General features: G+C 69.7%; 17 protein-coding genes and 1 pseudogene. 11 read left to right on the forward strand and 7 right to left on the reverse strand.

What is annotated here, in order from left to right; all coding sequences use genetic code 11:
• The 3 genes from B7767_RS46460 to B7767_RS20000 all read right to left on the reverse strand — a co-directional run.
• Positions 1–2,294, reverse strand: a 2,294-nt coding sequence (locus B7767_RS46460; RefSeq protein WP_218775806.1) for a M48 family metalloprotease, incomplete at its 3' end; no start/stop codon positions are given.
• Complete coding sequence (locus B7767_RS46465; RefSeq protein WP_179167215.1) at positions 2,281–2,643, reverse strand: hypothetical protein; 363 nt, start codon at positions 2,641–2,643, stop codon at positions 2,281–2,283. The genes B7767_RS46465 and B7767_RS46460, both read right to left, overlap by 14 nt.
• Before the next feature lie 741 nt (positions 2,644–3,384).
• Entirely contained in the window at positions 3,385–4,131 is a 747-nt protein-coding gene (locus tag B7767_RS20000; protein ID WP_085573382.1) for a site-specific DNA-methyltransferase, read from the reverse strand.
• Positions 4,132–4,709: 578 nt separating this feature from the next.
• On the opposite strand from B7767_RS20000, the gene B7767_RS20005 reads away from it, so the two are divergent.
• The 7 genes from B7767_RS20005 (at position 4,710) to B7767_RS20035 (ending at position 12,057) form a co-directional block, all read left to right on the forward strand.
• Positions 4,710–5,855 carry a C40 family peptidase gene (locus B7767_RS20005; protein ID WP_085573383.1) on the forward strand — a complete coding sequence of 382 codons (1,146 nt, stop codon included), beginning with the start codon at positions 4,710–4,712 and terminating at the stop codon, positions 5,853–5,855.
• Between the two features lie 87 nt (positions 5,856–5,942).
• Complete coding sequence (locus tag B7767_RS20010) at positions 5,943–6,251, forward strand: DUF6112 family protein (RefSeq protein WP_023421641.1); 309 nt, start codon at positions 5,943–5,945, stop codon at positions 6,249–6,251.
• The gene (locus B7767_RS20015; RefSeq protein ID WP_085573384.1) at positions 6,251–6,931 is read left to right on the forward strand and encodes a hypothetical protein; all 681 of its coding nucleotides are present in this window, start codon (positions 6,251–6,253) and stop codon (positions 6,929–6,931) included. The genes B7767_RS20010 and B7767_RS20015 overlap by 1 nt, the downstream gene beginning before the upstream one ends.
• 28 nt (positions 6,932–6,959) lie before the next feature.
• Positions 6,960–8,378, forward strand: a complete 1,419-nt coding sequence (locus tag B7767_RS20020; protein ID WP_085573385.1) for an ATP-binding protein — start codon at positions 6,960–6,962, stop codon at positions 8,376–8,378.
• A 135-nt stretch (positions 8,379–8,513) separates the two neighbouring features.
• Positions 8,514–9,980 (forward strand): SCO6880 family protein, encoded by a 1,467-nt coding sequence (locus B7767_RS20025; protein WP_085573386.1) that lies wholly within the window; start codon positions 8,514–8,516, stop codon positions 9,978–9,980.
• A gap of 28 nt (positions 9,981–10,008) precedes the next feature.
• Positions 10,009–10,461 carry a DUF6238 family protein gene (locus B7767_RS20030; RefSeq protein WP_085573387.1) on the forward strand — a complete coding sequence of 151 codons (453 nt, stop codon included), beginning with the start codon at positions 10,009–10,011 and terminating at the stop codon, positions 10,459–10,461.
• Between the two features lie 27 nt (positions 10,462–10,488).
• Positions 10,489–12,057 carry an ATP-binding protein gene (locus B7767_RS20035; protein ID WP_085573388.1) on the forward strand — a complete coding sequence of 523 codons (1,569 nt, stop codon included), beginning with the start codon at positions 10,489–10,491 and terminating at the stop codon, positions 12,055–12,057.
• A 74-nt stretch (positions 12,058–12,131) separates the two neighbouring features.
• Here B7767_RS20035 and B7767_RS20040 read toward each other — a convergent pair whose 3' ends face one another.
• From B7767_RS20040 to B7767_RS20055, 4 genes are all read right to left on the reverse strand, one after another.
• On the reverse strand, positions 12,132–12,557 hold the full coding sequence (locus B7767_RS20040) for a hypothetical protein (protein WP_085573389.1): 426 nt from the start codon (positions 12,555–12,557) through the stop codon (positions 12,132–12,134).
• Positions 12,558–12,617: 60 nt separating this feature from the next.
• Positions 12,618–14,075, reverse strand: a complete 1,458-nt coding sequence (locus B7767_RS20045) for a hypothetical protein (RefSeq protein WP_256923498.1) — start codon at positions 14,073–14,075, stop codon at positions 12,618–12,620.
• A gap of 299 nt (positions 14,076–14,374) precedes the next feature.
• Entirely contained in the window at positions 14,375–14,701 is a 327-nt protein-coding gene (locus B7767_RS20050) for a helix-turn-helix transcriptional regulator (protein ID WP_085573391.1), read from the reverse strand.
• Between the two features lie 4 nt (positions 14,702–14,705).
• A complete protein-coding gene (locus tag B7767_RS20055) occupies positions 14,706–15,785 on the reverse strand; it encodes a tyrosine-type recombinase/integrase (RefSeq protein WP_085573392.1) in 1,080 nt (359 codons plus the stop codon).
• A gap of 271 nt (positions 15,786–16,056) precedes the next feature.
• On the opposite strand from B7767_RS20055, the pseudogene B7767_RS20060 reads away from it, so the two are divergent.
• From B7767_RS20060 to B7767_RS20075, 4 genes and pseudogenes are all read left to right on the forward strand, one after another.
• Positions 16,057–16,689 (forward strand): annotated as a pseudogene (locus B7767_RS20060) (hypothetical protein); the annotation flags it as partial.
• A 226-nt stretch (positions 16,690–16,915) separates the two neighbouring features.
• Entirely contained in the window at positions 16,916–17,680 is a 765-nt protein-coding gene (locus tag B7767_RS20065; protein ID WP_085573393.1) for a hypothetical protein, read from the forward strand.
• A 26-nt stretch (positions 17,681–17,706) separates the two neighbouring features.
• On the forward strand, positions 17,707–18,204 hold the full coding sequence (locus B7767_RS20070) for a hypothetical protein (protein WP_085573394.1): 498 nt from the start codon (positions 17,707–17,709) through the stop codon (positions 18,202–18,204).
• Between the two features lie 183 nt (positions 18,205–18,387).
• Positions 18,388–19,116 (forward strand): hypothetical protein, encoded by a 729-nt coding sequence (locus B7767_RS20075; RefSeq protein ID WP_085573395.1) that lies wholly within the window; start codon positions 18,388–18,390, stop codon positions 19,114–19,116.
• The last annotated feature ends 133 nt before the right edge of the window (positions 19,117–19,249 follow it).

Genomic DNA, 19,249 nt, shown 5'->3' on the forward strand with positions numbered 1-19,249 from the left:
GGCGGCCGCCAGTCCGCAGTGAGGGCCACACACACCGCGCAGACGACCTGCGTCAGCGCGATCACACCCCATATCGCAAGCAATGTTCCGAACGGCACGAGCAAGACAGCCGCCAAAGCGGCCCCTGCGCCGTACCACAGCCCCATACGGCGAGCCCACGTCACCTTCGGCGGTCCGTGCCATGGACCGGAAGAAGCAGCCGCCGACGGCTTGCGGGATCGCGGACGCACCATACTGGATCGCCGGGCCCGACGATCACGTATGCCGAGAGCGACTGCGGCGGACACACTGCCGAGGGTGACGCCGAGAGTGCCGCCGACGGCGACGTGATACCAGCTCCCGTATGCCGCCGAGAGCACAAGACAGGTCAGATCCCCGGAGAGGCCCGTGACGAAGGCGGCGACAGTGGCTGCGGCCACGGGGAACTGCCGGCGACCCGTGGTAAGGGCCACGCGCACCGCGCACACGACCTGCACCACCACAACAACACCGACTGCAATGCCGAGCCGAGCGTCAAGCAACAGCAGGTAGAGAGCCAATGCGGCGGCCGCAATGCCGTGCCACAACCACCCCTTGCGGAGGACCCCCTTCATCGCTCCCGCCCCGGCGAGAAGCAGCACAGCCACAATCAGCACCAGAGGGATGACCAAGGGAGACGAGAGAACGAAAAGAGCAGGCAGCCCGATGAGGGTCACGACACCGCCCAAGGTGCTGCTGCTGCCGAACACCGGCGTGACCATCGAGACCTGCAGCCCCAGGGTGAGGAGGTACAGCCCGAGGCAGAGTGGCACGGCGGCCACCCCCAGCACCGCACACAGCACTCTCTTCGCCGCCCACCCATCCCGCGCCTCCGCCACGTCCGCCCACGCGGCCGCGACCGCGCCGAGCCAGCGGCGCGCCGCCCATGCGGCCAAGCACATCAGGGGAACCCACGCCAGGAACTGTCCCCACAACGAGGCATTCACAAGGAAGATCCTCGCGATGACGTCCGGCTGCAGCAGGCTGCTGCCCACAGCCAGGCCCAGCCCCAGGCCGACACTGGCCGCACCAGTGCCCCGGCCCCGCAGCTGGGGTTGTTTCTCTCGTACGGCGTCCTGCCAGGCCGCCATCCCCAGCGCGCCCGTGACCAAGATCGCGGCTGCCCCGATACCCACCTCCCTGGAGAACGGGCCGTCCCGCCATGCCTGAAGGATGCTCCAGTGGAGGACCATCGCGCCCACTCCCACCGCACACCAGTCCCACGCGCTCGTGACCCCCAGCAGGCGGCTGTCATGCAGCACAGCACGGCGGCGCTGCAGCGATGGATGGACGCGTAGCACCTCCAGGCGCCGCCGACGCACGCTGGGGAAGTACGCGGTGAGCATCGCGTCCATGTACGCCGTATCCACTCCCCACTGCTTCACCTGCGCGTCCGCGAACAACTCACGGCTGCGCAACACAGAGTTGCGCAGCAGCGGCACGATCACGGCAAGGGTGAGCTGCATAGCCGATGCGGCGAACGCGAGGGCGACGAGGGCGCTGCTCGTGTCGCTTCCCCGGATCACCGGTATGAGAGGGTTGGTCAGGACGTTCCACACCAGTAGCGGCATGGTGATGCGCCACGCAACAATGGTGAGGAAGCCGACATCAAGGTCCCGGTTGTAGATGTGCGCCAGTTCGTGCAGCAGCACCACGCGGAAGGCCACCGGGTCGCGGCGCGACAGGGTCTCAAGCCCGCCGGAGAGAACAACGTACCGACGCCCCGGTCGTCCGAACGCAAGGGCGGAGCAGCGCGGGTCAAGCGGGTCTAGCAGATAAGTCACGGGCACGGCGACGTCGGTGCCGAGCTGGAGCCGGGCCAGCAGTGCAAACAGGTCGACACCGTCGGGGAGGGCCCCGTCTGACGCAATGCTCGCCGGCACGACGCGGCCAATCTCCTCGTACCGGCGGCGCCGGATGCGCCAGGCTGGCAGCCACCACACCACCAAGCCCACCGCGATCCAGAACACCCCCAGTCCGATCAGCCACCACCCCCCGAAGCCGTACGGGCTCACGCACTCGCGCGGAGAACTCGGCAGGCTGCCTTGCGCCCGCCACTCCTCCCCGATTTGACGCAAGTGACCGACCTTGCAGCTCTCGTACGCTCCTTTGGCGGCGGGGCGGACGTGCTCAAGGATGTCCGCAACGTTGTTGGCCAAGGACATCATGAGCGCCGAGGCGATGGCGGCGAGCAGGACGAAGCGGAGGGTTGTCCCGGAGATCAGCGGAAGGGGCGGGCGCTGCCGTAACGCGGCGGGATGGTCAGCCGCGGTCATCGCCGCCCTCAGCAGCCGTACTTCCGTCGGTATCGGCCGTACTGGCAGCAGCCGTACGCGTCGCCAGCTCGGCCACGATCCCGTCGGCAACCAACTCCGCCTGTTCGGCGGTTAGTCCCAGTCTGCGCGCCTTTCGGCCCGCCACAGCACAGATCATGGCCAGCTGCTCAGGTTCCGGAACCCACTCCGCTTCCGCTCCCTCTTCCCCGGACGGACGACCACGTCGAACAACCCGCCCTATCCAACCGCGTATCCGGCCGATCAGGGAAGTCGCTGTCTGGTCGGCGCACTGTTGGAGGACAGAGTCGGCCAGCTTGGAGATGACATACAGGACTGCCAGGCTCAGCATGGTCGTCGCACCGTCAACACCGATGCCGAGCGGCTCGTTCCGCCGCGCTGCCCGGCGCACTTGGCGCCGTGACGCCGCGTGGAACGACCGTGCTACCGACGCGAACTGCGGTAGCTCGTCCGGAGCGACGCGCTGTATGACGCCACGAGCCAACTTATCCACGCCGGACGTGTCTCGCCCGGCTCGCGCTACCAACACCACTGCCGTCCGCCCCGTTCCCCCGTACACCTGGCGAGTCGCTCACGTGACTGTCGTCACATCCTCGGAGGGTAGCGGAGACCGGGGCCTGCCAACCACCTTCCGCCAAAGCGATTCGGATTCGCCTCGGTGCCGTCCCGGTCACCCTGCAGGAGCCCCTTGCCGTCCTCGCCTTCAACTAATCGCCGTTCGCCGCAGCCATGCCGCCCTCGCGCGGAAAGCCTCGCCCTGGCATTCAGGCAGTTCCAATACCCGACTCCACCGTTAGCGGTTTACCCTGCCGAGACGATCGAGGCCCACCGGATGTTCACCGCCCGCCGACGGGCCTCCCGCCCCGGCAAGGAGTACGGGCACCTGGGAACCGGAGACCTGGAGGTGCGCCTCGTTTCAGCGGCCGACTTGGAGAAAGCGGCGCCGCTCATCCGGCGGGCGTTCGAGTCTGTCTGACGCAACGAGAAGGGCGGCTGGTGCATCAGTTACTCGATGCGCCAGCCGCCCTTCGGCGTCTGCGGGCCACCGGCCCCGGACTCTCCGCTCTCATGCTCATGCCTCCGGTCCGGCCAGTCCGAAGTCGTCCTTCGTCAGCTCGGCGCGCAGCCGCTCCTCGGCGACGTCGGCGTAGTGCGCGGACAGCTCGACGCCCACGAAGCGGCGTCCCTCGCGCAGGGCCGCGACCCCGGTGGAGCCGCTGCCGGTGAACGGGTCGAGCACGGTGCCGCCCTCGGGGCAGACCTGGACGAGCTGTTGCATGACCTCGACCGGCTTCTGGGTGATGTGGACCCGGCCCTTGCGGGGCTGGGAGGCGATGTAGTGGCCGGGCAGGTAGAGGTCGCGGGTGTTGTCGAGGGATCCCTTGACGCCCCAGACGATGAACTCGGAGTCCTGCTTCGGACCGCCCTTGCGGGGCCGGCTGGAGGGCTTGATCCACGGGATGGTGCCGCTCCAGGTCCACCCCGCCATCTGCAGGGCGTCGGAGGTGGTCGGTTCCTGACGCCAGTCGGTGAAGACCATGGCGACCGCGTGCTCGGTCGAGGCCCGGTACGCCTCGGTGAGCAGTTCGGTCAGCCAGGAGCGGTAGGAACGCTGGTCGCGGTTCTCGCCGGGGAAGTCGGCGAGGTCGTGGGCGCTGTTGCTGGTGACGTACTTGGCTCGCGCGGTGCGGCCGGTGCGTTCCGAACTGGTGCGTCCACCGGAGTTGTACGGGGGATCGGTGATCACCGCGTGGACGCTCTCGTCGGGGAGGGACTTCAGGACGGTCAGGGCGTCGCCCCGGTGCAGCGTGTAGCTCATGGGGAGGACCTCTCTTCGGGCACGGCGGATCCGGGCCCGCTCCGGACAGCGCTCGGCAGCGGTCGTCTCGGGCGGGGTTGCACCGGAGGTTAACGGCCGATTCCGGCCGCACCTAACGAGGTGCCCTCCTGCTGCGGGCCCCGGGGTGGCAGTCGTTTGGTGCGGCCGGAATCCGGGTCTACTCTCTCGCCGTGCCACCGGGCAGGAGCCCCGCTCCACCCCTTTTGACCTGTGCTTATCCGTACCTTCTCGTCCAATCGAGCAGCGTCGGGGGCACGTTGACCATGCATCCCCGAGTGCCTTCCGGAGGTCCCGGTGTACTGCCTGAGATTACGAGCGCGGCTGGCTGCCGCGTGACCTGAAACCGGCGTCCGAAAGCCGCCACCTTCTCAGACCCGGACCCGCCCGAGAGGCGGATGCGCATCGGCGCGGTGCCGGCGGCTTCGCACGAGAAGTCGGCACCGCGCCTCCTACGAACACCGAGGAGCCGCTGCGATGCAGCATGTCCTGATACACCCGCGCTCCGACCCACCACTGTCACCTGGCCGTCACCGCCGTCCCGGTGAACGGCGGCGGCGATGAAGAAGGCGACCGGAGCCCTCATCGGTCTCTGCGCGACCGGCCCGCTGCTGCTGGCCCTCCCGATCCTCGCCATCGGCGCCGGTACCGCATCGGCCTCGTGCTCGACCGACGCTGCACAGGGCGTGGACACCGCCGCCGTCGCCAGGCAGGTGAAGGCCATCCTGGACGGCGGCGACAAGGTCTCGGTCTCTGTGCCGGGCCTGGACGACCCGGCCGAACAGGTGCCCAACGCCAAGACGATCCAGGCCACGGGCGTCGCGATGAACATCCCCGCCCGGGGGCAGGTCGTGGCCCTGGCGACCGCCCTGCAGGAGAGCGGCCTACGTAATCTGACCTACGGCGACCGCGACTCGCTGGGGTTGTTCCAGCAGCGGCCGTCGATGGGTTGGGGAACGGCGAACGAGATCCTCGACCCGGTGCACGCCAGCACCAAGTTCTACGAGGGACTCAAGAAGGTCTCCGGCTGGCAGTCCCTGTCCGTCACCCAGGCCGCCCAGGCGGTGCAGAAGTCGGGCTTCCCCGATGCGTATGCCAAGTGGGAGCCGCTGGCCACCGCCCTGCAGAAGGCCATCGAGCCCCTGCTGCGGAAGGCCGGCGACCCGTCGCCGAGTCCTTCGCCGTCCGGCTCGGCCGACGCAAGCAGTCCTTCACCCAGTACCGCGGGCCGCTGTTCGGCGGACGGAGACGGGACGGGCTTCGGCACCATCCCGGCCGGTGCGCTGCCGGACGAGTACAAGATCCCCGCCACTGCCCCGCGAGAGGTTCAGACGGCGATCCGGTGGGCGTTGGGTCAGCTCGGCACGCAGTACCAGTGGGGTGGGAGCTGCACTGACTCCCACGGCACCGACCCGATGGGCCGCTGCGACTGCTCGTCCCTGATGCAGCAGGCGTACAAGGCCGCCGGGGTGACCCTGACGCGGACCACGTACACGCAGGTCAAGGACGGCAAGGCCATCTCGGTCGACGCCCTTGAGCCGGGCGACCTCCTCTTCACCGAAGGGACGGCCGACGTGCCCGAGCACGTCGGGATGGCGATCGGGAATGGCTTGATCGTCCACGCCCCGCACACCGGTGACGTGGTGCGGATCACGACCCTCGCGTCCTGGAAGTCGCGGATTCTCGCGGCCCGCCGAGTCGTCTGACCGGCGCTTCCCCTCCCTCCCCTCCTCCCGCAGCGCCGCTCCGCCCGCTCAGGCTTCGGCGTGCATTCATTCGAACTGGAGTTCCCCTTGTATCTCGCTGACCAGGTCATACAGCTCGCCTACGATCCCGGGATCAAGCCGAACGAGGGCGGTCTGCCGGGCCTCAACGTCCTCAAGCAGGTGATGGGCTCGATCAACCTCTTCGGACTCATCGCCGTGGTCGGCGCCCTCGCCGTCAGCGCGGGCGTGTGGGCCTGGGGCCACCACTCCGGTGGTCACCAGGCCGAGGCGAACGGGAAGAAGGGCGTGCTGGTGAGTGCCGGCGCAGCCCTTCTGCTCGGCGCGGCCAACGGCGTGGTGGCGTTCTTCTCGACGCTCGGGACGCAGGTCCACTGATGGCTCAGCACTCCACCCACCCCGGCGGCGCATCCCGCGTGCGCCGCCGTGCGCTGGTCGGCACCGCCGTCATGGCGGTGCTCGTCGCCCTCGCCGGCCTGACCGCGTACCTCACCCGCGACGGCCGAAGCCCCTCCGATGCTCCCGCTCCACCGCCGAGTTCGCCGACGGCGTCGTCCTCGCCCACGGCGCCGGCCGACCCGCACGCGCGATCCCATGCACTTCCCGTCCCGCCGAAGACCCAGGACCCGATCAAGTACGGGAAGGCAGCCGCCGCAGCGCTGTGGTCGTACGACACCCGCGCTTACTCGCAGCCGGAGCTGCGGAAGGCGCTACGCGGCTGGCTGACCAAGGAGTCGAAGTACGCCGATCCGGCCTCCGTCGACAAGGTCGTCCCCTCGCCCGTGCTGTGGAAGGAGATGGCCGCGAACGGCCAGTTCGCCACCGCCAAGGTGAACGAGGGGCACTTCCCGCACACCTTCACCCAGGCCCTCCAAGCCGACCCCGGAGCGATCACCGAGGCGTACGTCTACGCCGTCACGGTCTCCGGCAAGCAGTCGATCGCCTGGAAGGGCTCGCCGGCGGGCGGCGCGGAGAGCCGGTCCACCACCCTCGCGGTCCAGTGCCGGCCCGACCACCCCTGCGCCCTGGTCGGCGTCATGCCGTCCGTCGCGCCCTGACCCCCGCCTCAGTAAGGAGGTACGAGCCATGGGAGTCTGCGACTTCCCGCTGATGGACAAGGTCTGCGGCGCCGTCGACTTCGCCACCAATCCCGCCGGCACCGTCACCGACGGCCTCGGGGCGTGGATCGCGAAGTCGGCGGGTGAACTGGCGGCCAGCGCGGCCGACCTGGCCGCCGAGGCCGTCAACAAGACGACGGCCATCGACCTCAACGCCGGGTGGTTCCGGGACAACTACGAGCTGCTGCTGCCCATCGGGCTCGCCCTGACCGTCGGCATCTTCTGCATCCAGCTCATGACCGCGGCCTGGCGTCGTGACGGACGCGCCCTCGCCAAGGCCGCGTTCGGCACCATGACCGGCGTCCTGTTCAGCTTCTCCGCCATCGCCTTCACCACCGTCGCCGTCACCGTGGTCGACGCGTTGTCAGACGGGCTGTTCCAAGCGGCCAACACCTCGATCGACGACGCGATCCGCCGCGTGGTCAAGGTCGACCAGATGGGAGCCATGTACGGCCTCGGCTGGGGCGTCTCCGCACTGGTCGCCTTCGGGTGCGCGATCGGCGCCTTCCTCTACTGGGGCGTGATGGTCGCCCGCAAGGTCGGCGTCCTGATCATGGTCGCGCTCGCCGTGTTCGCCGGGGCCGGCGGCGGCTGGGAGGTCGCCAAGCGGTGGCGGCGCGGCTGGATCGAGGCCACCGGCACCCTGATCGTCTCCAAGCTCCTGATGACCGTCGTCTTCCTCATCGGCGTCTCCGCCATGGGCAAGAGCGACGCCGGCGACGGGATGGCGGCCCTGTCCGACGCGATGGCCGGCATCGTCGTGATGGTCCTGGTGCTCCTCTGCCCGTACGCGACGTACAAGTTCGTCCACTGGGCCAGCGACGGCGGTGGCCACGACGACATGCACCGCACCGGAGTCGCCGGCATGGCGGTCGCCGCCGGCGCGGCGAAGACCGCGGGCAGCCTCGCACTGCGGGCCGGCACCGGCACCCCCGCACCGCAGGGTCCGAACTGGGTCCCCGGTGCGGGGACCGACGGTGTCGTCTCCGGCATCAACCCCTCCGGCGGCAACCTCAGCAAGGAGGGCATCGACGCCGGCCCGCCCAGGCCGCAGACCCGCTTCCGGTACGGCGAAGACCCGAACTTCACCGGTGACAAGGGCCGGGCCCTGATCCAGCGCCCGGGGATTCCGCCGCTGATCACGCGTCCCGGCGAGGACGAGCCGGAAGGATCCGAGGGGACCGTCCAAGGCGCCGCGGGTGGTTCCGGTCATCTCGTCGGCGCATCGGCTCCGGGCGGTGGCATGACCTCCATGCCACCTGTCGGTCCCGCGTCTTCGTCCTCCGGCGCCCCGGCCGCACCGCCGTCTCCCGCCGGACCGTCGGCCGCCGGTTCTCCCACGCCGACCAACTGGGTCTTCCCCACCCAGCCGCCGTCGGGTTCCTGACCCACCATCCACGGGGGCGGGCTGCACTCCACGGCCCGCCCCCACCTCACCCGACCAGCAGGAGATTTCTCGCCATGACCTCCAGAAGAGCGTCGCGCGCCTCGTCATCCGCCCGCTCCCACGTCTGGAAACACCATGTCCGGCAAGCACCAGTCCCCCGCGCCCACCGTGAAGTTCCCCCACCGCAGCAGGCGCGGCGTCCTGCTCGGCCTGACCGCCCCGCAGTTGACCGTCACCGGCCTCACCGGCCTCCTCCTTCTCGCCGTGGTCCTCACGCGCGGCGTGGTCGGTGCACTCCAGCTCATCCCGCTGTGGGCCGTCATCGCCCTTTTCGTCTTCGTCCGCCACCGGGGCCGTGCCCTGGCGGACTGGGCTCCGATCGTCACCCGCTACGCCCTGCGCCGGATGCGCGGCCAACTCGTCTGGCTCACCCGGCCTTCCCGCCGACCCACCCGCGAAGGACTGCTCCACCTTCCCGGCACCGCCGCCAGCCTGCGCGTGGTCACCGCTCCCGACGGCCGCTACGGCGCGGTCCACAACCCCCACACCGGCACGCTGACCGCGGTGGTCAAGGTCTCCTCCCGCGCCTACGCCCTGCTCGACCCGGGCACCCAGCAGGCCAACGTGGGCGGCTGGGGCCGCGCGCTGGCCACGCTCGCCCGCACCGGGCAGATCGCCCGTATCCAGGTGATCGAGCGCACCGTCCCGGACTCCGGCGACGCGCTTCGCCGCTACTGGGAAGAGCACGGCCGACCCGGCACCCCCATGGCCGGCGCGATCTACAACGAGCTGATCCAGAGCGCGGGCCCGGCAGCCGCCCCGCACGAGGCGTACGTCGCGGTGTCCCTGGACACCAGGGCGGCACGACGGCTGATCAACCAGGCCGGCGGCGGCCTCACCGGTGCTTTCGGCGTCCTGGCGCAGCTCACCTCCACTTTCGACCAGGCCGCGCGGACCGCCGGGCTCACCCCCACCGGCTGGCTCACCGCCCGTGAGATCGCCGCCGTGGTACGCACCGCCTACGACCCCAGGGCACTGGCGACGCTGGACCGGTGGTCCACCGCCGGCCGACCTGAGGCCGACCCCGCCGCCGCAGGACCCGTCGTGGTCGTCGAGAAGGCGGACCACATCGCGACCGACTCGGCCGTCCACGCCACGTACTGGGTGGAGAACTGGCCCCGGACCGAGGCGTCGGCCGGGTTCCTGCACCAGCTGCTGTTCACCGGCGGGGTCCGGCGCACGCTGTCGCTCTGCTACGAGCCGAAGGAACTGGACGCCGCCCTGCGCGACGTCCGGCGGAGGAAGTCCAGCGTTCTTGCTGACGCCGCCGAGCGGGCCCGGCGCGGCCAGGTCGACTCCGAGGCGGACTCGATCGAGTACCAGGACATCAAGGCACGCGAGCGACAGCTCATCGCGGGTCACGCCGACGTCGCCCTGACCGGGCTGCTGACCGTCTCGGCCGACTCCGAGGACGAGCTGCGCACCGCCTGCGCCGTGGTGGAGACCGCGGCCGTCGGTGCCCAGGTCGACCTCCGGCCGCTGACCTGGCAGCAGGCCGAGGCGTTCACCGCCGCCGCCCTGCCGCTCGCGCTCGCCGCCTGAGACCCCTTCGCTTCGAAAGAGCACCCTCATGTCCCGTACCGCCAGCCCGACCGCGCAGGATTTCGTGCCGTTCGCCACCGCGGCGCTCGACTTCCACCGTGCGCTCAACGTCCCGGGCGGCCCGCTGGTCACCACCCGCTCCGAGCTGGACGCCATGCACGCTCTTCTCGTCTCGCTGTACGGACTGCTCGACGCCCACGCCGGTCGCACCGGGCAGCTCGTCGTGGGCGAGGGCGACCAGCTCCGCACCGCCCGCACCCGTATCTGGCAGGCCGCCGAGCACCTCCACGCCGCCTACCACGCGGCGCCCCGGCCGGACTCCGGCGAGGTACCCGAACCCGAGGCGTGTCCGGCCGGCCTGCCCGAAGGGGCGCCGGAACTGACCGTCTGCCAGCGCCATCAGCGCGCCGCGCACCTGGTGCGACGCCGCACCACCCCGACCGACCTGTACGCGCCGTTCACCGGCCTCGTCCGCCGCTGACCCGCTGCCCCTTCTGGAGAAACGTCCATGTCCCGCATCCATGCCAGCGCCTCCCCCCTGTTCGTGCCTCGCAAGACATCGCGCGCCGAGCAGAGGGCCGCCCGAGCCGGGTTCGCCGAGGCCCGTCGCCAGGCCCGTCTCGCCGGAACCCCGCCCAAGCACCGCGCCGAGCAGATCCTCGACCCGGAACTGCGGCCCACCTACCCGCCAGCCGGCCGCCCCGGCCCAGCCTCCGCCCGGGGCGGCAAGCTCGGCCTGCCCGCCCATCGGATGACCACCGCCACGGCCTCGGGGGCCTACCCCTTCGTGGCCGAGGGCGGCCTGGGGGCGGAGGGGGTGTTCATCGGCCGGGATGTCCACGCCGAGGCGGCCTTCTGCTTCGACCCGTTCTCGCTGTACAACAGCGGCCGGATCGAGGGGTTCACGAACCCGAACGCCGTCCTCGCCGGGATCATCGGCATGGGCAAGTCGGCGCTGGCGAAGTCCATCGCCACCAGGTCGATCGCCCATGGCTACCGGATCTACATCCCGTGCGACCCCAAGGGCGAGTGGACCGGCGTCGCACAGGCCCTCGGCGGCTACAGCATCGCTCTGGGCCCAGGGCTTCCGGGCAGGTTGAACCCACTGGACGCCCCCGCCCGGCCCGCCTCCGTCAGCGAGGACGACTGGACGACGGAGGTACGCAAGCGCCGCCTCCTGCTCCTGGCCGGCCTCGCCCGCACCGTGCTGAAGCGCGATCTGCTGCCGATGGAGCACACCGCCCTGGACCTCGGCCTGGACCTGGTCGTCGCCGATGCCGCCGCCCGTGGCACGGTGCCGCTGCTCGGCGAGATCGCGCACGCCCTCGGCTCCCCCGAACGCCTCGATCGCGCTCTCGGTCACCAGGCCGGACACCTCGGATCGGCCGCCCAGGACCTCGCGCACGCCCTGCGCCGCCTGGTGCACGGCGACCTCAGCGGCATGTTCGACGCCCCGTCGACGGTGGCCTTCGACCCGACCACGCCGATGCTGTCCATCGACCTCTCCCGGCTCGGAGGAAGCGGTGACGACACCGCGCTGGTCCTCGCGATGACCTGCGCGAGCGCGTGGATGGAGTCCGCCCTCGCCGACCCCGACGGCGGCCGGCGCTGGGTGATCTACGACGAAGCCTGGCGGTTGATGCGGCACGTCGGCCTGCTGGAACGGATGCAGAGCCAGTGGAAGCTCTCACGGGGTCTGGGCATCGCGAACCTGATGGTCATCCACCGGTTGTCGGACCTGCTCTCGGCGGGCGACGCCGGCTCGCGCGGTCGGGTACTTGCCGAGGGGCTTCTGGCCGACTGCTCCACCCGCATCATCTACCGCCAGGAGCCGGACCAGCTCGCCGCCGCCGCGTCCCTGCTCGGCCTGACCGGCGTCGAGACCCAGGCGGTGTCCGCCCTGAGCAAGGGCCGGGGCCTGTGGAAGGTCGCTGGCCGCTCCTTCATCACGCAGCACATCCTGCACCCGGCCGAGCGCGAGCTGTTCGACACCGACGCCCGCATGGCGGCCAAGGTCCGTGAGTTCACGAATACCGATGTGCTGATCCCCATGAACCCAAGGGTGATGAGCCGATGACGCACCTTACCCAAGGGTCGGTTCAACTGGGCCAAGGCGCGATACGCGAACCACACATCCACTGGCGGGACACCTCATTCGGTCACCCCCGGCACCTCGTCGAGAACAGTCTCATCGGCGAACCGCAGAATCCGCTCCTGTTCCGCCTTCTCATCGGTGGCGTCATAGTGCCGCACTTGGTTCCACCAACGGTCGTGGTCGAACCCCTCGCAGTGGTTGAACGGGTGCGCGGTGCTGCGCAACCGCTGCCACTCACGCACGATCGCAGCCCGCTGCCACGAATCGGGCTGTTCCAACCGAAGGAGAGTCTGCAGGAACCCGGCCGAGTCACTGACCAGGATGAGCAAGGACCGCATCGCGAAGGAGGTCTCGCCAGTTTCACCCACCACCTCGGATACCCGCCCGAGCTGCGCGTTGAGAAACGTCTCCAAGGCTGTGACGTCTTCGCGCGTGAGGTCAGCGGCGTAGGTGAGGGTGCGCTCGGCCTGCGGGCTCGTCATGCGGGTGTGTCCTCCCGTTTGGTTGGGGTCAACGCAGCTGGTCAGCTCCGCCCTAAGGTCTCAATGATCAGCGCTAGGGGCCACCGAGTTGTCGATGGGGCCGTTGGCCAGGTCGGGGTGCTCGAGAGTGTTCGCGTAGCGGAGTGCGGCGGTGATCGAGAGTCCGAACAGGTCGCAGATGCGTCGGACGTCCCCGCCGGTGGCGTGGATCTCCTGCAGAATGCGGTCCTCGCGCAGAGCTTGCGGTTTCAGCTGTGCTGCGATCCATGGGAAGTTGCGGCTGACTGGTGTGGTTCGTGGTGCGGTCTTTCGGTTGATGAAGAGGTGGGCGTTCAGCGTCGCGGGCCAGGTCTTCGACCGGTGGTCGAGGTAGGCGGACAAGCGGGCCAGGACGGGGCCGGCCAGCGGGATCGTTCGGTCCTGCAGGGCGAGGCGGCCGTCCCGGATATCGGTCAGTTGCATCGCCGCCAGCTGCGGGCTTGTCACCGCATGGAAGGCGACGAGCGCGACGGCCAGGGCCACAGCGGGGTCGGGCGAGTTGAGAGCCTTGCGGATGGCCTCGCTGTCCAGCGGGAGGGGCACCGTGACGCTGACGGGAGTGATGGAAAGTCCGCGCGTCGGGTCTATGAAGATCATCTTTCGGGCCCTGAGAACCCTGAACAACGAGCGGAATCCTTGCTCGGCGAAGTTGCGATGCGCCCCTCTGGCCGGGAGAGCAGCGACGAAGTCCTTGCGGCTGACCTCGGCCAGGGACTGATACCCCGCTTCCGCCCACGTTCGCAGGATCGGGCTCATGCCGAGGATGTGCAGGTGAGCGGTCTGCGGGTGCCGTGCCCGCCTGCGGGGTGCCTGTCGGCTGCCTTCGATCATGACGTCGAGCCACGTCTGGAGTTGGCTGACCATGGCCGGCGGCAGGTCGGCCGTGTGTTTGGCGAAGTAGTGCCGTACGGCCAGCGTGCGGTCGTCGATGAGCAGATCGGCTGCGGCCAGGATCTCCAGGGTCGACAGCGCGGTGCCGCCGAGCCGCGGCAGCTCGAGAACGTCACTGGCATGGATCTTCGCCCCGGGGGTGTCCTGGAGGGCGTGCAGGAGTTTGAGGGAGCGTTTGACCTCGTTGGTGAGTTTCTTGCTCCATCCGTGCCGAGCAGCGTGGTCACGCAGGACGGAGTCGCAGTAGGTCAGCATCTCGGTGTCGGGAACGGCGATGCGTCGCTTCAGGGCTCCCTGGTTTGGTGGCATGCGGAACAGCAGCAGCTGCCTCCATCGCAGCGGAGTGAACTCGGCTACGTCACCGTTGTGTTGGAGATGCTTGACGTCCGCCGGATTGCCTCGCAAGCGTTTTCCCTTGCCGCGTGGCACGTAGGTGTGATGCAGGTTGGCCAGGTAGAGCTGCTGGCCGTTGCGCTTGACCGTTGCGAGGTCGACCGCCCGACCTGGTTCCTTCACGCGGCGGCCTTCCACACTGCACAGGCGGCACGTGCCGGCATCGCCGATCGTGGTGTGGCGGCCGCACACCATGCATTCGGCCGTCGGATAGTGGGTCGCCCACCAGCGGCAGCTCCAGCAGTACCAGCTGTGAGCGCGGTGGACACCCCAGGCCAGGCAGCCACGACACGAACCGGGATGCATCGGAGCGCCAGGGTGACACGAGTCGCATTGACCCTGGCTGAAGTACCGGTCACGGGACCCGCAGCTTCGGCACGGAGGTGGCGTGATCGGGCCGCCGGGCAGGCACTCGTAGCAGAACTCCATCCGAGGCTTGGTCCACGCGATGCGGTTGACCTGGCAGACCGCGCACTTCGGAGGCGGCGGAGTGCTCACAGAGGCGGTTCCGATCGGGGGCGCCCGAACCGCGGCGTGACCACGACGGAGGTGTCTGACGTGGCGGACGCTGCCTGCTGCGGCTGGGGGCGGCGGGCGGCGACCTTGTCAGGCTCTCGGATCAGCAGCGCAGTGGGGTCGCAGTCAAGGACGTCACAGATCACGTCGAGGTCGTCGAGGCGGATCGTGGTCGGGGTGCCGGTCCACAGCGCCGACATCTTTCCCGCGCTGATCTCTAGTCCGGCCGAGGCGAGTTGGCGGCGCATGTCCGTGGACTTCCAGATACCGCGCTCGGCGGCCTTCATCCGCAAATTCCAGCGCACGAGGTCACACCTCCATTCCGAAGCGAGCTTCGAGCCGCTGGTTGGCCTGGGTCCACGCCCGCTCGATGTGCTCGCTGCGCACGTGGATGTAGCGGGTCGTGGTGGACAGCCAATCGTGCCCGAGCAGCTCCTGAAGCGCCTTGAGATCCATCCCGTCGCCGTACAGAGAGGAGGCGCAGTAGTGCCGAAGCACATGGGGAGTCAATCGTCCGCCCCACGCCGGCAGCCACAGTTTCGTCTGGGCCTTCAATGCCTGACGCAGGGCATCGTCGCCGACCCGCGCGCACCGGTCGAGCAGTTCGTCGTGGCGCTCGCTGGGCAGCATCGGCGCATCCGGATCCGACCAGTCAGTCCCGAATTGATGGCGGACCTCTGCCAGCCACCAGTCGATCAACTGATCCGCGCCGTTGATGGCGGGGACCAGCCTGGGCTTGGGACCGCGACCTCTGCTGCCTTTGCCGAACCGGACATGCAGTTTCCCGAACTCCCCCAGGTCGGGACGCCAGTCTCTGATGTCGAGCATGACGGTCTCGTTGATCCGCAGGCCCAAGCGCCGCCAGAGCGAGGCGGCAAAGTAGTTCCGCGCCGCGGGCAGGTACTTGCGCGCCTCGGGAATGCTCGCGCGCCACTGGCGGAACAACACGTCGACCTCGGTTTCGGACGGAGGGACTCGCAGCTCTCCCGCTGCCCGGCCCGGAGGCCGGTTGTACTCGTCGATCGGCTGCTCAACGACGTACCCCGTCAGCGCATGGATGTCGCCCTGGTAGCGGCTGATCACGAAGTCGAAGAACTGCGCCACCGTACCGGCCTTGCCGGCTCGAGTGTTGGCAGTGTTCCCCAGCCGCCGAAGGCCGGCGAGGAACCGATCCGCGTCGTCACAGGTAGCAGTCCACAGCGGCCTTGCCAGACTACGCGCGAAGTCGATCACCACCGTCCGGCAGTCCCCGATGTAGTCATCGGTCAGGCCGGCAGCAGCCATCGCCAAGGCGTATTGGTCAACGATCTCCTGCTCGAAGACCTCGGCCTCCTCAGCCGTGCGCAAGGCGCGAGCCGAGGCCAGATTACGGACGACGGCAAGTGTCATTGGCTGCTCGGTTCATTGAACTGGCGCATGCGTCAGGGATACAGCCGAGACTTCAGGATTCCCGACAGAACGACGGATTCTTCATCCCGTCGAGTGAACCCCCGCCGACCTGGACCTGCAGGTCGCAACAACGTGCCCGCGGCAATCGAACCCGCGGGAGTAGAGACATAGCCCAACCAGACGACCGGCACAGGCACAGGGATCGATCATGTCTGCTTCCTCCACTTCTCCCGCCTCCGGCAAGAACCAGCCACCGGTGGCCACCGACCCCCTGGCGTGGCGGCGGCACCTCCCGGCACTGGCCTCGGCCGCCGCCGGCATCAACGAGGCGTCCGACGCCTGGGACGCGGTCTCGGACTCCCTCTGCGACGCGGACGGCTGGCCCCTCGACGAGGACGCCTACGCGGACGGCAAGGTCAGGCGCGACGCCGAGGCGTGGAAGCACGCCGAGGTGTTCCTCGACCACGGACCCGAGGTGCTAACCGGGGTCCGCGCCGCAGCCGACGGCCCCGACTACGTCGAGGGGCCGATCAGCGACGACCTGCGTCGGCTGCGCGGGATCGACACCACCCTGGTCCGAGCAAGTCAGCTCCGACACGAGTGGGACCAGATCATGGCACTCATGGACGGCTCGCAACCGGGCTCACTCCAGCTCTACCAGGAGCGCGCGGAGGAGCACCGCAACACCGAGGGTTGGCACTACGCGCACGAGCTGTCCTACCAGGGCCCGGCGCTCGTCCGGGCCGGCGAGTACCTGGCCGACCGGGCGGACGCCGAACGGCCGTCGCAGGCCGAACGGGCGCGTGTGGCTCTCACCCGGTCCGCTCCTGGCGCCCGTGGCGTCCCGCCCGCTTCGTCTCCTGTCCCTCCGGCATCGGGTCCACCGACCCATGCCTCGTCCCAGGCGAGCGCTGCTCTCGCCCCTTCGCCGTCAGCGGGGCAGTACGCGCTCCCGGCCGGTCCGCCGGCGGAGTCGTCCGCGCGCGCCGCGCTGCCACTCGTACGCCCCTCGTCCGTCCCCGGTCGCTGACCACCCACCGCCTTGGAGTCCTTCGTGTACCGCACCGGCAGAAGCGATTCGCCCCTCGCCGCCCACACCTCCGACCGCGCCCACCCCGGATGGATCTGCCGTGCCCAGCCACTACGACGCGCTGCCCGATCTGGCCTTCGGCCACCACCCCGTCTACGGCATCGTCGCCGCGAACCCGAAGAACCTCGCAGCCAGCACGTGGATGCTGAAGGGGTTCGACTTCCACCCCGTCCCAGACCAGCCCACTCTGTATGCGCTGGCCAACCAGAACCGTGACGGGCAGGGCCGTACGGCCCGCGCGATCGAACTGCTGCGCAAGGCCGGATACCGGGTTGACGTGGACGCCACACTCGACCCCGCGCTGACACCCGACACGGCACCAGTCCGCGACCTCGGCCCGCTCGGTGAGCCCGACGTCGCCATCGCCGAGCACCCACAGCTCGGCATCGTCGCTGCCCTCGACGACCGTGCCTCCGGCCTTACCGGGCTGGCTCTGGTGGAGCACGGCTGGCGGCACGACTCGGACCTGGACATCTACACACTGCCCTCCACCACCGGTCGCGGCGAAGCCCTGGGGAAGGTGGTCGACGCCACGCTGGCCCTGCACCGGTCGGGTCTACGGGTCGCAGTGCAGCCCCGCCTCGCTCAGGACGTAGCAGCACGTCCCCGCCTTGCTGCCGCGCCGACCACGCCCCGTGCACGCGGCCAGGTCCCACCTCGTGCATCTCCGATCAGCACCGCCGCGCTCGCCGCCAGCCCGGCCCGCGCCGGCCTCCCGGGCAAGGCGCCGGTCCCCGCCCCCGTCGTCCCCACAGCGGCAGTCCGGCCGGTCGACCCCCGCATCGCGTTCTCACGCGACCGCTGATCCAACTCCCGTAAGAAGGGCTTCCCATGGCCGTGAAGACCATCTGGCCGATCGATCACACCTGCGGTCACCATGCCGACCGCGACCTGTCCGACCGACCGGCCGACCGCCGGGCGGGCTTCGTCGAATGGCTCGCCAGGCAGGAGTGCACCGACTGCTGGCGTGCCTCCAAAGAGGGCGACGAGCAGGACAGGGCCGCCTGGCTCAAGGCCAAGCGCGCCGAGGAGCAGGCCGCGTCCGAAGCCTGGTCCGAGCAGTACCAGATGCCTCCCCTGGAGGGGACCGAGCGGGCCGTCGCCTGGGGTGTGCGCTGTCGTCACCGGATCCTGACCGCCGCCTACACCACGCTGGTCACCGAGGGCGAAACCAGCGAGGCGGAGTGGGAGGGGATCGAGGAGAGCGCTCGTACCGTCACCCGCGCCGGGTGGTGGATCGATCAGCGTTCCTCCCAACCGGGCGACCTCACCGAGCTGCTCCAGGCCGCTACTGGGGCCGACCGGCCGGCCGAGAACCCCTACTTCTGACCGACCGGGTGCCCCGCTGCGGCGAGGCACCCGTCTCCTTCCGCCGCTGGCGCGCCGGGGCCCCAAGCTGCCTGCGGCTTCTACCAGCGATCCCCGGCCGGGCCAAATCCCGGATGCGCCGGATTCTCTCCCTGCTGCCCCGATCATCCGGGCCCCTTGTTTCCCCCGAGCCCAGGAACCCTCTTGCCCACACGTTCGATCACCATAAAGTCCGAGCTCAGCGGCAGCGTCGTCGCCAAGGGCGCCACCGACGACCTCTCAGCCCAGCTCCTCAGGCACGCCGGTTTTCAGCAGATCGACGACTGGCACGGCCGACGCCATCGCCTTCCCACCACCACCCCGCTCGCCGACAAGGTCGCCATCGCCACCCACGCGGCCGAGATGCTTCGCGCCGCCCGCTACGAAGTCGATCTTCCGCCCTCTCTCGATACGGCCTGGATGAGCTCTCCGGTGCACCCGCTCGGGCCCTACGCCGCCGGAACGGAACTCCTCAGGATCACGGACCGGATCCGGGCGGCCGAGAACGGGGCCGACCTCCAGCAGGCGGTCGGCCACCTCCTTCACCCCGAGCACGGTGCTCTGGAGCGTGTCCGGGAGGCGCTGGAGGCGGTGGGGGAACAGGTCAACGACCTGGACGAGGAGGCGTATGCACTCGCCGATCGGTTCGGCTTCGCCTCGGAGTTCGTCAGCTCGGCGCAGTCCGAACTCATCGACTCCGAGGCCGAGCTGCGCCGCGTCGGCACCGTGTCAGAGGTGAACATCGCGGCACGGACGCTGCGCGATCACCGAGGTGCCGCTCTGGCCACGTCGCCCGCAGCGGCCAAGGCCAAGGTCTCCTCGGCGCCCGGTTCCGAAACGGCGCAGCCCAACGCAACCGGATACTCGCCGCACGTCTCGGGCCCCCGGCGGTGACCCAGGTCGTCTTCGTCACCGTCGGCCTGCCGGTCGTCCTGAAGCGTTTCCGCTCAAGCCCCAAGGAGTAGCCCCATGCGCTGTACGAGAGCCGAGCGCGCCCCGCCCCCGCACGCTCGCACACCCAAGGAAC

Origin of the sequence: Streptomyces sp. 13-12-16 (assembly GCF_002114215.1) — a bacterium.
Lineage (GTDB): Bacteria > Actinomycetota > Actinomycetes > Streptomycetales > Streptomycetaceae > Streptomyces.

Coding starts and splice junctions, on each gene's coding strand:
- B7767_RS46465 (WP_179167215.1), bottom strand. CDS start 2,643: ATGCTGAGCCTGGCAGTCCTGTATGTCATCTCCAAGCTGGCCGACTCT.
- B7767_RS20000 (WP_085573382.1), bottom strand. CDS start 4,131: ATGAGCTACACGCTGCACCGGGGCGACGCCCTGACCGTCCTGAAGTCC.
- B7767_RS20005 (WP_085573383.1), top strand. CDS start 4,710: ATGAAGAAGGCGACCGGAGCCCTCATCGGTCTCTGCGCGACCGGCCCG.
- B7767_RS20015 (WP_085573384.1), top strand. CDS start 6,251: ATGGCTCAGCACTCCACCCACCCCGGCGGCGCATCCCGCGTGCGCCGC.
- B7767_RS20020 (WP_085573385.1), top strand. CDS start 6,960: ATGGGAGTCTGCGACTTCCCGCTGATGGACAAGGTCTGCGGCGCCGTC.
- B7767_RS20025 (WP_085573386.1), top strand. CDS start 8,514: ATGTCCGGCAAGCACCAGTCCCCCGCGCCCACCGTGAAGTTCCCCCAC.
- B7767_RS20030 (WP_085573387.1), top strand. CDS start 10,009: ATGTCCCGTACCGCCAGCCCGACCGCGCAGGATTTCGTGCCGTTCGCC.
- B7767_RS20035 (WP_085573388.1), top strand. CDS start 10,489: ATGTCCCGCATCCATGCCAGCGCCTCCCCCCTGTTCGTGCCTCGCAAG.
- B7767_RS20040 (WP_085573389.1), bottom strand. CDS start 12,557: ATGACGAGCCCGCAGGCCGAGCGCACCCTCACCTACGCCGCTGACCTC.
- B7767_RS20045 (WP_256923498.1), bottom strand. CDS start 14,075: ATGGTGTGCGGCCGCCACACCACGATCGGCGATGCCGGCACGTGCCGC.
- B7767_RS20055 (WP_085573392.1), bottom strand. CDS start 15,785: ATGACACTTGCCGTCGTCCGTAATCTGGCCTCGGCTCGCGCCTTGCGC.
- B7767_RS20070 (WP_085573394.1), top strand. CDS start 17,707: ATGGCCGTGAAGACCATCTGGCCGATCGATCACACCTGCGGTCACCAT.